The 14,124-nt window shown below is 63.8% G+C and carries 15 protein-coding genes; 8 read left to right on the top strand and 7 right to left on the bottom strand.

Features of this window, described 5'->3' with window-relative positions:
• The first annotated feature begins 1 nt into the window (after position 1).
• The gene (locus tag GYH29_RS03275; RefSeq protein WP_019103354.1) at positions 2-937 is read left to right on the top strand and encodes a phosphate acetyltransferase; all 936 of its coding nucleotides are present in this window, start codon (positions 2-4) and stop codon (positions 935-937) included.
• The gene (locus tag GYH29_RS03270) at positions 934-2,088 is read left to right on the top strand and encodes an acetate/propionate family kinase (RefSeq protein WP_043592843.1); all 1,155 of its coding nucleotides are present in this window, start codon (positions 934-936) and stop codon (positions 2,086-2,088) included. The genes GYH29_RS03275 and GYH29_RS03270 overlap by 4 nt, the downstream gene beginning before the upstream one ends.
• Before the next feature lie 97 nt (positions 2,089-2,185).
• Here the strand turns inward: GYH29_RS03270 and GYH29_RS03265 are convergent, their stop codons facing one another.
• On the bottom strand, positions 2,186-3,229 hold the full coding sequence (locus GYH29_RS03265; RefSeq protein ID WP_043592845.1) for a phospholipase A: 1,044 nt from the start codon (positions 3,227-3,229) through the stop codon (positions 2,186-2,188).
• Between the two features lie 92 nt (positions 3,230-3,321).
• A complete protein-coding gene (gene rpsT / locus GYH29_RS03260) occupies positions 3,322-3,585 on the bottom strand; it encodes a 30S ribosomal protein S20 (protein WP_039756090.1) in 264 nt (87 codons plus the stop codon).
• A gap of 126 nt (positions 3,586-3,711) precedes the next feature.
• On the opposite strand from rpsT, the gene murJ reads away from it, so the two are divergent.
• From murJ to queF, 3 genes are read left to right on the top strand one after another with little or no spacing between them, the layout of a single operon-like run.
• A complete protein-coding gene (murJ, locus tag GYH29_RS03255) occupies positions 3,712-5,247 on the top strand; it encodes a murein biosynthesis integral membrane protein MurJ (protein WP_019103350.1) in 1,536 nt (511 codons plus the stop codon).
• A gap of 2 nt (positions 5,248-5,249) precedes the next feature.
• Complete coding sequence (locus tag GYH29_RS03250; protein WP_019103349.1) at positions 5,250-6,017, top strand: CPBP family intramembrane glutamic endopeptidase; 768 nt, start codon at positions 5,250-5,252, stop codon at positions 6,015-6,017.
• Positions 6,018-6,067: 50 nt separating this feature from the next.
• Positions 6,068-6,907, top strand: coding sequence for an NADPH-dependent 7-cyano-7-deazaguanine reductase QueF (gene queF / locus GYH29_RS03245; protein WP_081576184.1), 840 nt, complete (start codon positions 6,068-6,070; stop codon positions 6,905-6,907).
• Between the two features lie 222 nt (positions 6,908-7,129).
• Here queF and GYH29_RS03240 read toward each other — a convergent pair whose 3' ends face one another.
• The 5 genes from GYH29_RS03240 to aroQ form a co-directional block, all read right to left on the bottom strand.
• Complete coding sequence (locus tag GYH29_RS03240) at positions 7,130-8,239, bottom strand: DUF3426 domain-containing protein (RefSeq protein WP_043592853.1); 1,110 nt, start codon at positions 8,237-8,239, stop codon at positions 7,130-7,132.
• Entirely contained in the window at positions 8,236-9,132 is an 897-nt protein-coding gene (prmA, locus tag GYH29_RS03235) for a 50S ribosomal protein L11 methyltransferase (RefSeq protein ID WP_043592855.1), read from the bottom strand. Before prmA ends, GYH29_RS03240 begins: the two co-directional genes overlap by 4 nt.
• Positions 9,132-10,490: an acetyl-CoA carboxylase biotin carboxylase subunit gene (accC, locus tag GYH29_RS03230; protein ID WP_019103345.1), complete on the bottom strand. Its 1,359-nt coding sequence runs from the start codon at positions 10,488-10,490 to the stop codon at positions 9,132-9,134. The genes prmA and accC overlap by 1 nt, the downstream gene beginning before the upstream one ends.
• A gap of 121 nt (positions 10,491-10,611) precedes the next feature.
• A complete protein-coding gene (accB, locus tag GYH29_RS03225; protein ID WP_043592859.1) occupies positions 10,612-11,067 on the bottom strand; it encodes an acetyl-CoA carboxylase biotin carboxyl carrier protein in 456 nt (151 codons plus the stop codon).
• A 36-nt stretch (positions 11,068-11,103) separates the two neighbouring features.
• The gene (gene aroQ, locus GYH29_RS03220; RefSeq protein ID WP_043592887.1) at positions 11,104-11,553 is read right to left on the bottom strand and encodes a type II 3-dehydroquinate dehydratase; all 450 of its coding nucleotides are present in this window, start codon (positions 11,551-11,553) and stop codon (positions 11,104-11,106) included.
• Positions 11,554-11,832: 279 nt separating this feature from the next.
• Between aroQ and queA the strand changes: the two genes are divergently transcribed.
• From queA to ubiE, 3 genes are read left to right on the top strand one after another with little or no spacing between them, the layout of a single operon-like run.
• Positions 11,833-12,855, top strand: a complete 1,023-nt coding sequence (gene queA / locus GYH29_RS03215) for a tRNA preQ1(34) S-adenosylmethionine ribosyltransferase-isomerase QueA (RefSeq protein WP_019101333.1) — start codon at positions 11,833-11,835, stop codon at positions 12,853-12,855.
• A gap of 37 nt (positions 12,856-12,892) precedes the next feature.
• On the top strand, positions 12,893-13,264 hold the full coding sequence (locus GYH29_RS03210; protein WP_019101334.1) for a gamma-butyrobetaine hydroxylase-like domain-containing protein: 372 nt from the start codon (positions 12,893-12,895) through the stop codon (positions 13,262-13,264).
• Positions 13,265-13,266: 2 nt separating this feature from the next.
• Positions 13,267-14,001, top strand: coding sequence for a bifunctional demethylmenaquinone methyltransferase/2-methoxy-6-polyprenyl-1,4-benzoquinol methylase UbiE (ubiE, locus tag GYH29_RS03205; RefSeq protein ID WP_043592865.1), 735 nt, complete (start codon positions 13,267-13,269; stop codon positions 13,999-14,001).
• The last annotated feature ends 123 nt before the right edge of the window (positions 14,002-14,124 follow it).

Below are 14,124 nucleotides of genomic sequence, written 5' to 3'. Positions count from 1 at the left end.
CATGACTCGCGACGAACACGCTTTTTCCGACATCCTCCAACAGGCCGTCGGCCTGGGCCCGCTGCCGATGGCCGTGGCCCACCCCTGCAGCCGCGAAGCGCTGCTAGGCGCGGTGGAGGCAGCCGACCACGGCATCGCCACTCCCATTCTGGTCGCCCCCGCCGCCAGGCTGGCCAAGTTGGCCGACGAACTGGAAGTGGACCTGAAGCGCTTTGAGCTGGTCGACGTGCCGCACAGCCATGCCGCCGCCGAACAGGCGGTGACCCTGGTGCGCGAAGGCTACGCCGACATTCTGATGAAGGGCAGCTTGCACACCGACGAATTCATGGGCGAAGCGCTGGCGCGCGGCACCGGCATCCGTACCGACCGCCGCATCAGCCACGTTTGGATCATGAAAGTGGAAACCTATCCGCGCTATCTGTTCATCACCGACGCCGCGATCAATATCGAGCCGGACCTGATGACCAAGCGCGACATCTGTCAGAACGCCATCGACCTGACCCAGGCGCTGGGCATTTCCCAGCCCAAGGTGGCCATCCTGGCGGCGGTGGAAACCATCAATCCGGCGATGCGCTCCACACTGGACGCCGCCGCGCTGTGCAAGATGGCGGATCGCGGCCAGATCACCGGCGCCATCCTCGACGGCCCGCTGGCCTTCGACAACGCCATCTCGCGCGAAGCCGCCGACAGCAAAGGCATCGTCTCGCCGGTGGCCGGCGACCCGGACATCCTGCTGGTGCCGGACCTGGAAGCCGGCAATATGCTGGGCAAGCAGCTGACCTATCTCGCCGCCGCGGCTTCGGCCGGCATCGTGATGGGCGCGCGCGCGCCCATCGTGCTGACCAGCCGCGCCGACGACGCCAACGGCCGCCTCGCCTCCGCCGCCGTGGCCAATTTGCTGGCGCACAAGCGCCGGCAAAGCGGGCCGCGGCCATGAGCAGGGTGCTGCTCGCCGTCAACGCCGGCTCCTCCACGCTGAAATTCCGCGCCTTCGCACCGGATGGGCGCCAATTGCTGGCGCGCGGCATGGTGGACCGCTTCGGCCAGGCCAAACCGGAACTGCAATTGCTGGACGGCAAGGGCCAGACGCTAAGCCGCCACGCGCTGGACGACGGCGGCCGCGCCAACGCCATCGCCGCGGTGATCAACAGCCTGGCCGACCAGCAGCTGGAGCCGCTGGCCGTGGTGCACCGGGTGGTGCACGGCGGCGGCCGCTTCACCGCCGCCGTGCGGCTGGACGCCGACATCCGCGCCCAGCTGGAGGACTACGTGGCGCTGGCGCCGCTGCATCAGCCGGTCAGCCTGTCCGTGATTTCCGCCTTCGAAGAGTACGACGCCCGTTTGCCGCAGTTCGCCTGCTTCGACACCGCCTTCCACGCTCAGCAGCCGGAAGTGGCCACCCGCTTCGGCATTGCCCGCCACTGGCACGACGACGGGGTGCGCCGCTACGGCTTCCACGGACTGTCCTACGCCGCCATCGCGCGGCGGCTGCCGGAACTGGGCCTGGACCGCGCCAAGGTGGTGGTCTGCCACCTGGGCAGCGGCGCCAGCGCCTGCGCGCTGGACGCCGGCCGCAGCATGGCCTCCAGCATGGGCTTCTCCGCGGTGGACGGACTGATGATGGGCAGCCGTCCCGGCTATATCGACCCTGAAGTCATTCTCTACTGGCAGGAACAGGCCGGCATGAGCGTGGCCGATGTGCGGCGCGAGCTGTACAAGAACTCCGGCCTGCTCGGCGTCTCCGGCCTGTCATCCGATATGCGCGAACTGCTGGCCAGCGATTTGCCGGCGGCGCGCGAAGCCATCGAGCTGTTCTGTTACCGGGTGGCGCGCGAAGTGGCCAGTCTGGCCGCGGCGATGAAAGGCCTGGACGCGCTGGTATTCACCGCCGGCGTGGGCGAGCACTCGCCGGAGGTGCGCGGCCGGGTGCTGCAACAGCTGGCCTGGCTGGGCTTTGAAGCCGACCAGGCGGCCAACCTGGCCCAGGCCAGGCGGCTGACCACCGCCGCCAGCGCGCGCGCCGCCTATGTGCTGCCCACCGACGAGGAGGGCGAGATGGCGCGCCAAGCGGCCGCGCTGCTGCAATAAGCGCAGGGCCCGCCCATGGGCGGGCCCGCTGCCAGCCTGCTCACATTCTTTCCAGCAGCCGCGCAGCGGACTCCAGTCCCGGACAGCTCGCGAGGGCTCACTCCAGCCAATCGCTCATCGTCAGGCCAAGGCCCACCGCGCGGGTGCGCACGTTGTAGTCGATCAGGTTTTCGCCATAGCCGTCGAAAGCCTGCACATAACCGCGCAGCTTGCCCCTCAGCGGGAAGCTCCAATCCAGCTGCAAGCCGTGCTTGCCGCTGTCGAAATTGGGCCGCCACAAGGCGCTGAAGGTCTGGCCGCGATATTGGTAGATCGCCTGTAAATCGCCGCGGCCCATGTATTTGACGATGTCCGGATTATCGTCCTTGTCGCCGGACTCCGGCAGCCGCGCCCACCAACGCCCCTGCAGGGTAAACGGGCCGTTGTCCAACGCCGCCATCGCATACACCCGGTTCCAGCTGCGCGACAAGGGATTGGCGCGGCCATTGGACTGGTGCAACAAACCCAGGCCGCCCATGCGCAGCCGGGTGTCACCCCAGGCCCAATTGGACGGCAACGGGAAAGTCAGAATCAGCTCCGGCTCGTAGTCGGTCTCGCGGAACGGCGCGGAATGCGCCTGGTTGTAGATTTGCCAATGCGATTGCTGGGTGTAGGCGAACCACAGGTTCAGCGGGATATCGAAAATGTCTTCCCACACCTTGGTCTTGAACGACAGCTGGAACTTGGCCTCGGTCTTGTCCAGATCCCCGCCCGGCGTCTGACTGGGCGCACGGGTTGGCGATTGCGGCTCGTTGTTGGGCTTGGCCATCTGCCAGACCGGCAGATAGTAATTGGGGCGGTACAAGCGGAAACCGAAAGTGTCGCCGCGGGAGCGGCCGTCCAAGTCCCATGCTTCTGTCAACCGGCTGGGAGCCGGTACAGCGTCCGGCGGAACGCCGCCGGCCGAAACCTGCCGCTCCTGGGACGGAACGGCGGGGGAAGGCAAGGCCGCCGCGGGCTGGCCGGCGGCTAGTCCGTCATAGCAGGCCAAACGCAGCTTGGCGTCCGCCAGGCGGCCGCACTCGGCCAGTTGCTGCGGCAGCTCCGCCGCCAGGGTCTGCGCCGCGCACAAAGCCAGCGCACAAGCCGTCCATCCAGACATAGCCATGCCTCCCCCAGGGAAATCAATGCGCCAGACACACAAAAGGCCCCGCGATGCGGAGCCTTTGCGTATTCTTCAGCGCTGGGCTGTGATCAGGCCATGGCCTTGATCTGAGCCGACAGACGGCTCTTGTGACGAGCGGCCTTGTTCTTGTGGAACACGCCCTTGTCAGCAATGCGGTCAATCACTTTTTCGGAAGTGTGGAACACTACCTTGGCAGCGGCTTTATCGCCGGCTTCAACTGCCTTGAGCACTTTCTTAACTGCAGTACGGAATGCAGTACGCAGGCTGGCGTTGTGCGCGCGCTGCTTAAGGGCTGTGCGTGCACGCTTGCGAGCTTGTGCGCTGTTAGCCATGAATCTTTCTCCTGATGAGCGGAATCTGAAACCCGCGATTCTAAGCCCTAAACTCAGGTTTTGCAACAATAAACCTGGCGGCGTACACTAGCGGGCCTGCTCAACGCTAGATAAACCACCCGCAACATGAATCTGCTCAAGGCTCTGGCTGCTGTCAGCAGCATGACCATGGTGTCCCGCATCCTGGGCCTGGTCCGCGACACCATCATCGCTCGCGTTTTCGGGGCCGGCATGGCCGCCGACGCCTTCAACGCCGCCTTCAAGATTCCCAACATGCTGCGCCGCCTGTTCGCCGAAGGCGCGTTTTCGCAAGCTTTCGTGCCCATTCTGGGCGAATACAAGAACCAGCGCAGCGAAGAGGAAACCCGCGAATTCGTCGCCAAAATCACCGGCGTGCTGGGTTCGGTGCTGCTGCTGGTCACCGCCGTCGGCATGCTGGCCGCGCCTCTGATCATGTGGATATCCGCGCCCGGCTTTTACCGCGAACCGGCCAAAGCGGCTCTGTTCGCCGATATCCTGCGCGTGTCCTTCCCTTATATTTTCTTCATTTCGCTGTCGTCCATGACTGGCAGCGTGCTCAACAGCTGGGGCAAGTTCTCGATTCCGGCCTTCACGCCCACCTTTCTCAACCTCAGCTTCATCGTGTTCGCGCTGTTCTTCAGCAGCCACTTTGATCCGCCCATCATGGCGCTGGCCTGGGCGGTGTTTGTCGGCGGCCTGGTGCAACTGGTGTGGCAGTTGCCCTTCCTGAAACAGATAGGCATGCTGGCGCGCCCGGTGTTCGCCTTCCGCGACCCGGCGGTCTGGCGTGTGATCAAACAGATGGGGCCGGCCATTTTCGGCGTGTCGGTGGCGCAGATCTCGCTGCTGATCAACTCGACCTTCGCCTCCTTTCTGCCCACCGGCAGCGTGTCCTGGATGTATTACGCGGACCGGCTGATGGAGTTCCCCTCCGGCGTGCTGGGCGTGGCGCTGGGCACCATCCTGCTGCCCTCTCTATCCAAACACGCGGCCACCCGCTCCGACGGCGAGTTCAGCGTGCTCTTGGACTGGGGCATCCGCCTGTCGTTGCTGCTGGCGGTGCCGGCCACGGTGGGCCTGGGCCTGCTGTCCGGCCCGCTGCTGGCCACGCTGTTCACCTACGGCAAATTCACCGCCCACGACGCGCTGATGTCGCAGCAGGCAGTGATCGCCTACTCCTTCGGCCTGCTCGGCCTGATTCTGGTCAAAGTGCTGGCGCCCGGCTTCTACGCGCGCCAGGACATCAAAACCCCGGTCCGCATCGCCCTGATCACCCTGTGCCTGACCCAAGTGATGAACCTGGCCTTCGTGTTCCCGCTCAAGCACGCCGGCCTGGCGCTGTCCATCGGCCTCGCCTCCTGCCTCAACGCCGGCCTGCTGCTGCGCGCGCTGCTCAGACGCGGCATCTACCAGCCCTCCGCCGGCTGGGGCGGCTTCCTCGGCAAAATGGCCGTGGCCATCGCCGCCATGGCCGCCGCCTTGCTGGCGCTGCAATGGCTGCTGCCCATCCACTGGCACGGCCCAGCCTGGCTGCGCGTGGCCTGGCTCAGCCTGCTGGTGACGGCCGGCGCGGTCGTCTATTTCGCCGCGCTGTTCGCGCTCGGCTTCCGCCCGCGCGACTTCATGCGCCGCGAACGCTAAACATGAGCAGCCTGCCGCGCACGCCCTTCCTGACGCCCGCCGACCGCCAGGCCGCGGGCGTGCTGCTGGTGAGCTGTCTATGCCTGACCCTGCTCTACTACCCCGCCAACCGCTACTGGATGCTGGACTGGCTGCAACAATCGTGGCCGGCGCTGGGCCTGTCCTTCCGCCAGCAGGTGGTGCACAACCCGGACACCGATCTCTACCGCGCCGCCTATTGGGCGCTGGCCAGCATCGCCAGCTACTGCCTGCTGCCGCTGCTGGCCATCCGCCTGCTGGACCGCCGCCCGCTGGCCGACTTCGGCCTGGCCTGGCCGGACCGCGCCGCCTTGAAAACCGACCTGAAGCTGTTTCCGCTGTTCTACGCGGTGATGCTGCCCCTGGTATGGTGGGCGTCGGGACAGCCGGGCTTTTTGAAGATCTACCCTTTTTTCCGACTTAGCGCCGGCGAAAGCCTGTGGCCGCACTGGCTGCTGTGGGAGCTGTTGTACTTCGCCCAATTCGCCGCGCTGGAATTCTTCTTTCGCGGCTATATGGTGCATGGGCTCAAGCCCAGGCTGGGCGTCAGCGCCGTCTTCGTGATGGTACTGCCCTACTGCATGATCCATTTTGAAAAACCGCTGCTGGAAAGCCTGGCCGCCATTGTCGCCGGCGTCGCGCTGGGCGCGCTCAGCTATCGCTACCGCTCCATCTGGCTGGGCATCGCCTTGCACTGCAGCGTGGCGCTGACCATGGATGTGATGGCGCTGTGGCGCAAGGGCCTGCTTTAAAAAGCGGCTCACGACCTGCGGCCTCTTTGAAAATCGATATAATTCAAGCCATGAACACTCAATCCATGTCTCCGGAGCAATCGCCTCTGGGCAAAACCGTCAGCTACCAGGACCATTACGCCCCCGGCCTGCTGTTTCCGATCCCACGCCAAGTCAAGCGCGATGAAATCGGCGTGGACGCCGCCGCGCTGCCGTTTGCCGGCGTGGACATCTGGACCGGTTTCGAGCTGTCCTGGCTCAATGCACGCGGCAAGCCGCAAGTGGGGATCGCCACCTTCCGCATTCCGGCCGACAGCCCGAAGCTGATCGAATCTAAATCGTTCAAGCTCTATCTGAACAGCTACAACCAGACCCGGATGGCCGGCCTGGACGCGCTGCGCCGCCAACTGGCCGACGACCTATCCGCCGCCGCCGGCAAGGCGATAGGCGTCGACATCATGCTGCCGCAACAGTTTGCCGGCGAAACCATCGCCGAACTGGCCGGCGACTGCATCGACGATCTGGACATTGAGGTGGACAACTACGCGCCCTGCCCGCAAATCCTGCGCGCCGACGCCGGCGACGTCGTCAGCGAAACGCTGTGCAGTCATCTGCTGAAATCCAACTGCCTGGTCACCGGCCAGCCGGACTGGGGCAGCGTGCAAATCCGCTACACCGGCCCGCGACTGGACCGCGAGGCGCTGCTGCGCTACCTGATAGGCTTCCGCCAACACAATGAATTCCACGAGCAATGCGTGGAACGCATCTTCACCGATCTGCTGCGCGCCTGCGCGCCCAGCCGGCTAACCGTCTACGCGCGCTACACCCGCCGCGGCGGGCTGGACATCAACCCCTTCCGCAGCAATTGCGGCGAGATGCCGGTGGGCAACACCCGCACCGCGCGGCAATAAGCTTGTTCTGAGCGGGAAAAGCAAACAGGCCGGCAAATGCCGGCCTGTTTGTCGTTCTGGAAACGATGATCAATGGATCTTAGAGCCTGTTTACGATCTCGCGAGCTAGGGCGAGACAAGGCAAAAACGGTTGAAGAAGCGGAATGTACAGGTGGTACATGAGCATTCTGAAAGCGTTTTTAACGCCGTATCGCCGACGCGTAGCAGATCGTAAACAGGCTCTTAAGGATAGAACCAATAAAGGCTATACCCCATCGCATGCACCTTGCCCGCGTCCAGCCGCATAGTCACCTTGACCTCGCTGTTGGAGTTGAAGTGGCCGAGCTTGAAATCGTCGGCCTTCAAATACTCCTTGGGCGCGAACACCTTGCGAATCAGCACCTGATCGTCCGAATCCTTCAGCGTCACTTCCAGCATCGGATAGGCCTGGGAGTAAGTGGCGTGGTTCTTCAGCGTGGCGGACAACTGGATCAGATTGGGGAAATCCGGGACGAAGGCCAATTCCGACCACTCGGTGCGCACGCGGGCGATGTCGGTGGGCCAAGGCACCGCGCAGCCTACGGCGCCGCACAGGCTTTCCAGCGTCGGACGCAGCTCCGGCACTTCCGCCGCGATCCGGGTGCGGTTGAAATACACCAATTGGCCGGCCAACACCAGCACGCCTATCACCGAGGCGAGGACAGCCAGGAAGGTTAGCGCCGGATGGCGTCGCCGCGGCGACTCGTCCGGCACGTCCTCACGGTGGCTAGACAGCGGCTCGACGCGCGCTTCCTGCATCGGTCTGGCGGGGGGCTCTTCAAACTTGGGCTCAGCAATCGCTGCCGGCGCGGCTTCCGCTTCCGGCTCCGGCGCGGGGCGACGACGGTTGCCGAACACCTCCGGCGCGGGCTCCGCGGCGGCAGGCGGCTCGGCGTCAAACGGGTTGCCCAGCGGCGCGCTGACATGGCGATTCTGCATCGCCTCCGCCAAAGCGCGCTGGAACTCCTCGACGTCGGCGCGGGCGGCCGGGGCCTCCTCCGCCATCGGCGGCGGCATCAGCAATTCGTCCGGCGGCGCTTCCGCCACGCTGGCGCCCGGATCGAAATCCGGCACTTCCAGCTCGAAATCGTCCAGCGCCTCGCGAGGCTGGGCAGCCGGCTGCGGAACGGCCGGCTGCGGCGCCACGGCGCGCGGAGGCTCCGCCGGCGGCGCTTCCGCCGCGACGAAGTGCTCGGTGGCGTTGAACACATGCGAACAGCGCCCGCAGCGCACCAAGCCATTGGCGGCCGCTAATTGGGCATCATTGACCTTGAAGCGTGTCTGGCAATTGGGGCACTGTGTCGTATATGTCATACCGTGGGACGTCGGGTTCCTGTCAGTCTGGTCCATCCTTCGTCGAACACCGGAGCGTCCATCTGGAACCATTGTTCGTAGATGGCCGACAATTCTTCGGCTTGTTCGGCGAGAATGCCTGAAAGCACGATTCTACCACCGGTTTTGACGTGGCTCGCCAGCAACTGGCCCAACATGCGCAGCGGATTGGCCAGAATATTGGCCAGTACCACGTCGTAGACCGCTTCCGGGTTCTGGTCCGGCAGGCGGAAATCCGCCTTGACCTGGTTCTGCTCGGCGTTGTCCTGGCTGGCCCGCACCGCCTGCGGGTCGATATCCACGCCCAAGGCCGAAACCGCGCCCAACTTCAGCGCGGCGATGGCGAGGATGCCCGAGCCGCAACCGTAGTCCAGCACGCTTTCTCCGCCTTGCAGATGCGCGTCCAGCCACTGCAGACACAAGCGCGTGGTGGGATGGCTGCCGGTGCCGAAAGCCAGGCCCGGGTCCAGTTGCAGGTTGACGGCGTTCGGCGCCGGCGGTTCGTGCCAGGTCGGCGTGATCCACAGCCGGTCCGAAATCCGGATCGGATCAAACTGCGACTGGGTCAGACGCACCCAATCCTGCTCTTCCACCCGCTCCACGTTGTAGCTGGGCAGGCTCAGGCCGCAGGCGTTGGCGGCGGCGGCGATCAGCAGGGCCACGTCGGCCGCTTCATCAAACAGGGTGATGATGCGGCTGCGGCTCCACAGCTTGTCCACCGGCTCGCCGGGCTCGCCGAAAATGGGTTCTTCGCGCTCGGTGCCGGCAAAAGCGTCCTCGATCGCGGTGGACAGCGCGCCGGCGTCCATCAACGCGTCGGCCAGACGCTCGGCAACGGTTGACTCGGCGTCAATGGTGGCTTGCAGCCAGGCCATCACGCGCCCCCTTTTTTCTGCTGCGACAAACGCTGCTCCAGATAGTGAATGCACGTGCCGCCGCGTTGGAAGGCCGCGTCCATGAACAGTTCCTGATGCAGCGGAATGTTGGTCTTGATGCCGGAAATGGAGATTTCCGACAGCGCCACCCGCATCCGCGCCATCGCCTGCTCGCGGGTATCGCCGAAGGCGATCAGCTTGCCCACCATGGAATCGTAATGCGAAGGCACGGTGTAGCCCTGGTAAATATGCGAATCGATGCGAATGCCCGGGCCGCCGGCCGGATGGTAGCTTTCGATCTTGCCCGGGGACGGCACGAAGGTGAACGGGTCCTCGGCGTTGATCCGGCACTCCATCGCATGGCCGCGCAACACCACGTCTTTTTGTTTGTAGCGCAGTTTCTCGCCGGCGGCGATGCGGATCTGCTCTTGCACGATGTCGATGCCGGTAATCATCTCGGTCACCGGGTGCTCAACCTGCACGCGGGTATTCATCTCGATGAAGTAGAACTCGCCTTTCTCGAACAGGAATTCGAAAGTGCCGGCGCCGCGGTAGCCGATGCGTCGGCAAGCTTCGGCGCAGGCTTCGCCTATCTTCTGGCGCTGCTTGTCGGTGATGCCCGGCGCCGGCGCTTCCTCAATGATCTTCTGGTGGCGGCGCTGCATCGAGCAGTCGCGCTCGCCCAGATAGATGGCATTGCCGTATTCGTCGGCCAGGATCTGGATTTCGATGTGGCGCGGCTCTTCCAGGAATTTTTCCATGTAGACGGTGGGGTTGCCGAAAGCCGCGCCGGCTTCGGTGCGGGTCATCTGCACCGAATTGATCAGCGCGCCTTCGGTATGCACCACGCGCATGCCGCGACCGCCGCCGCCGCCGGCGGCCTTGATGATCACCGGGAAACCGATTTTCTTGGCGATCTTGACGATTTCGGCCGGATCGTCCGGCAAGGCGCCGTCGGAGCCCGGCACGCAGGGCACGCCGGCCTCTATCATCGCGTTCTTGGCGGACACCTTGTCGCCCATCTGGCGGATGGTGTCCGGACGCGGGCCGATGAACACGAAGCCGGACTGCTCGACGCGCTCGGCGAAGTCGGCGTTTTCCGACAGAAAACCGTAACCCGGATGGATGGCCTGGGAGTCGGTCACTTCAGCGGCGGCGATCAGGGCCGGCACGTTCAGGTAACTCTTGCCGCTAGGCGCCGGGCCGATGCAAACCGACTCGTCGGCCAGCTTCACGTACTTGGCTTCGCGGTCGGCCTCGGAATGCACCACCACGGTCTTGATGCCCATTTCGCGGCAGGCGCGCTGGATACGCAGGGCAATCTCGCCCCGGTTGGCAATCAGAATTTTTTCAAACATGGAATTCTCCGCTGGCGGCCCCGCCGGCGTCGTCGCCGGCGGGGCCGCCAATGCTGTCGTGGCAAACGACAAGGGCACAGACGCTGCGCCGTGCCCCCTTGCCGTCAGCCTGTCGTCTGGCTTACTCGATGATGAACAACGGCTCGCCGAATTCCACCGGCTGGCCGTCTTCAACCAGAATGGCCTTGACCACGCCGGAACGGTCGGCTTCGATCTCGTTCATCAGCTTCATCGCTTCGATGATGCACAGGGTATCGCCAGCGTTGACGTTCTGCCCCACCTCGATGAAGCTCTTGGCGCCCGGGCTGGGCGAGCGATAGAACGTACCCACCATAGGCGATTTCATTGCGTTCTTGTCGTTACTGGCCGGCGCGGCGGCCTCGGCAACCGGAGCGGCAACGGCTGCGCTTTGCGCGTTGGGCACTTGCAGCGCGGTCATCGGCTGAGCGTAAGCCATCTGCGGCGCGGCGGATACGCGGGTGATGCGGACTTTTTCTTCCCCCTCGGTCACTTCGAGTTCGGCGATGCCGGATTCCTCGACGAGATCGATCAGCTTCTTGAGTTTACGGAGATCCATTGATAATCCTTCGAGTGGGATATTCGGTAGAGTGAGTCAGGCTTGCGCGGCAAGGTGCCGGATGGCGTGCGCAAGCGCCAGTTCATAGCCGTGGGCGCCGAGTCCGCAGATCACGCCGACCGCGAGGTCGGAGAAATACGAATGTTGGCGGAACGGTTCGCGGGCATGAACGTTGGAAAGGTGGACTTCGATAAACGGCACTCGCACCGCCGCCAGCGCATCGCGCAAGGCGACGCTGGTATGGGTGAAAGCGGCCGGATTGACCAGAATGAAGGCAGTACCGTCATGCAGGCACTGCTGCACGCGATCAATCAACACATGTTCCGCATTGCTCTGCAATGCCGACAATTCAAACCCCGCGGCGCTAGCCTGCTGTTCCAGCCGCTGGTTGATATCGTCAAGCGTTTCCCGGCCGTAGTGCTGCGGCTCCCGCTGTCCCAGCAGATTGAGGTTGGGGCCATGCAACACGAGGATTTTTCCGGTCAAAGCCTGCTCCTGTTTATCATCTTGGGCGCGAGTTTGCCGCAATTCGCTGCAAGATGTCTAGCTTTTGCATCATTTAAAACAGTTGTTTGGACACCAGACACGGTCATTCTTCGAGTCAAAGCACTAGTATCCACGGGCGTTTTTCCACGTGGCAAGTTTTTACCGCCTTGCCGAAAATCGATGTTGATTCAGCGCAAATCCCGCCACTTCGCTCACTAAGCTGATGCCGGAGGGCGGCGGCACGGGTATAATTTGCCGATTCTGAATCTTTTACGTCTTATGCAGCTTTCCGACTTCGACTACCACCTGCCCGAGCGCTTGATCGCCCAGCACCCTCCGGCGGAGCGCGGCGCCAGCCGCTTGCTGCGCGTGGCCGGCCATGACCGCGCCAATCTGCGCTTCACCGATTTCATTGATCAGGTCAGCCCCGGCGACGTGATGGTGTTCAACGACACCCGCGTGATCAAGGCGCGGCTGTTCGGCGAAAAAGCCAGCGGCGGCAAGATCGAGGCGCTGATTGAACGCGTGCTGGACGCGCACACCGCGCTGGCCCACGTCCGCGCCTCCAAATCGCCCAAGCCCGGCACCCGGCTGATCTTCGCCGATCGCTGGGAGGCGGAGATGGTAGAGCGCCACGGCGAACTGTTCAAGCTGCGCTTCCTGGCCGAGGACAATCTGTTCGACATCCTGGAAGCCTCCGGCAAGCTGCCGCTGCCGCCTTATATAGAACGCGGCGCCGGCCACGAGGATGACGAGCGCTACCAAACCGTCTACGCCCGCGAACGCGGCGCGGTGGCGGCGCCCACCGCCGGCCTGCATTTCACCGAGGACATGCTGGAGCGGCTGCGCGCCAAAGGCGTGCGGCTGGCCTACGTCACCCTGCACGTCGGCGCCGGCACCTTCCAGCCGGTGCGGGTGGACAATATCGCCGAACATAAGATGCACAGCGAGATCTACGAAGTGCCGGAAACCACTCGCGCGCTGATAGCGGAAGCCCACGCCGCAGGCCGCAAAGTGCTGTCGGTGGGCACCACCAGCATGCGCGCGTTGGAATCCGCGGCCCGCGGCGGCGAACTGACCGCAGGCCATGGCGAAACCGACATCTTCATCACTCCGGGCTATCGCTTCCGGGTGGTGGACCGCCTGCTGACCAATTTCCACCTGCCCAAGTCCACGCTGCTGATGTTGGTCTCGGCCTTCGCCGGCTACGAGGAGATCCGCGCCGCCTACCAGCACGCGGTGGAGCAGGAATACCGTTTCTTCAGCTATGGCGACGCCATGCTGCTGGAACGAAAAGACTGATGCGCGGCTTAATCGGCCGCCTTTAGAGGATCAGACCATGTCCGGACTCTCCCCCGACGCGCCCGCGCCGCAGGACATCCAGCTACACGCGGTATCGCGCGTGCTGGAAATCAGCTTCGACGACGGCGCTCGCTTCGAACTGCCTTGCGAATACCTGCGCGTCTACTCGCCATCGGCGGAAGTGCGCGGCCACGGCGCCGGCCAGGAAGTGTTGCAAACCGGCAAGCGCCATGTCGCCGTCACCGCGCTGGAGCCGGTGGGCCATTACGCGCTGAAGATCACCTTCGACGACGGCCACGACAGCGGGCTGTACAGCTGGAGCTATCTATACGAGCTGGGCGCCAAGCGCGACCAGTACTGGCAGGATTATCTCAATCGCCTCGCCGCCGCAGGCGCGAGCAGGGAGTGACCATGGACAAGACGACCCACTTCGGCTTCAAGACCGTAGCCGAAAGCGAAAAAGCCGCCAAGGTGGCCGATGTGTTCCACTCGGTGGCCAAGAAATACGATGTGATGAACGACCTGATGTCTGGCGGGCTGCACCGGGTGTGGAAACACTTCACCCTGACCACTTCCGGCGTCAAGGCCGGCGACAAGGTGCTGGACATCGCCGGCGGCACCGGCGACCTGTCCCGAGGCTGGGCCAAGCGCGTGGGCAAGAGCGGCGAAGTGTGGCTGACCGACATCAACAGCTCCATGCTGACCGTGGGCCGCGACCGGCTGCTGGACGAAGGTCTGATACTGCCGGTGTCGCTGGCCGACGCGGAGAAACTGCCCTTCCCCGAGAATTACTTCGACGCGGTGTCGGTGGCTTTCGGCCTGCGCAATATGACGCATAAGGATGCGGCGCTGAAGGAAATGTGCCGGGTGCTGAAGCCGGGCGGCAAACTGATGGTGCTGGAGTTCTCCAAAGTGTGGAAACCGCTGTCGCCGTTCTACGACTTCTACTCCTTCAAGGCGCTGCCGGTCATGGGCAAACTGGTGGCGAACGATCCCGACAGCTATCAGTACCTGGCGGAATCCATCCGCATGCATCCGGATCAGGAGACGCTGAAGCAGATGATGCTGGACGCCGGCTTCGGCAAGGTGGACTACCACAATATGAGCGGCGGCGTGGTAGCCCTGCACAAGGGCTACAAGTTCTAAGAAGCTGTTCATAGTCTGCTGCGCTTCGGCGATACGGCATTAAAAACAAGCTCAAAATGCTCATGTACCCCTTGTACATTCCGCTTTTTCGCTAGTTTTTCGCCTTGTCTCGCTCTTGCTCGC

It is taken from the genome of Chromobacterium haemolyticum (genome assembly GCF_009936155.1).
Lineage (GTDB): Bacteria > Pseudomonadota > Gammaproteobacteria > Burkholderiales > Chromobacteriaceae > Chromobacterium > Chromobacterium haemolyticum.
The sequence above is the reverse complement of the archived record's forward strand: the minus strand, read 5'-3'. Positions and strand labels throughout refer to the sequence as shown.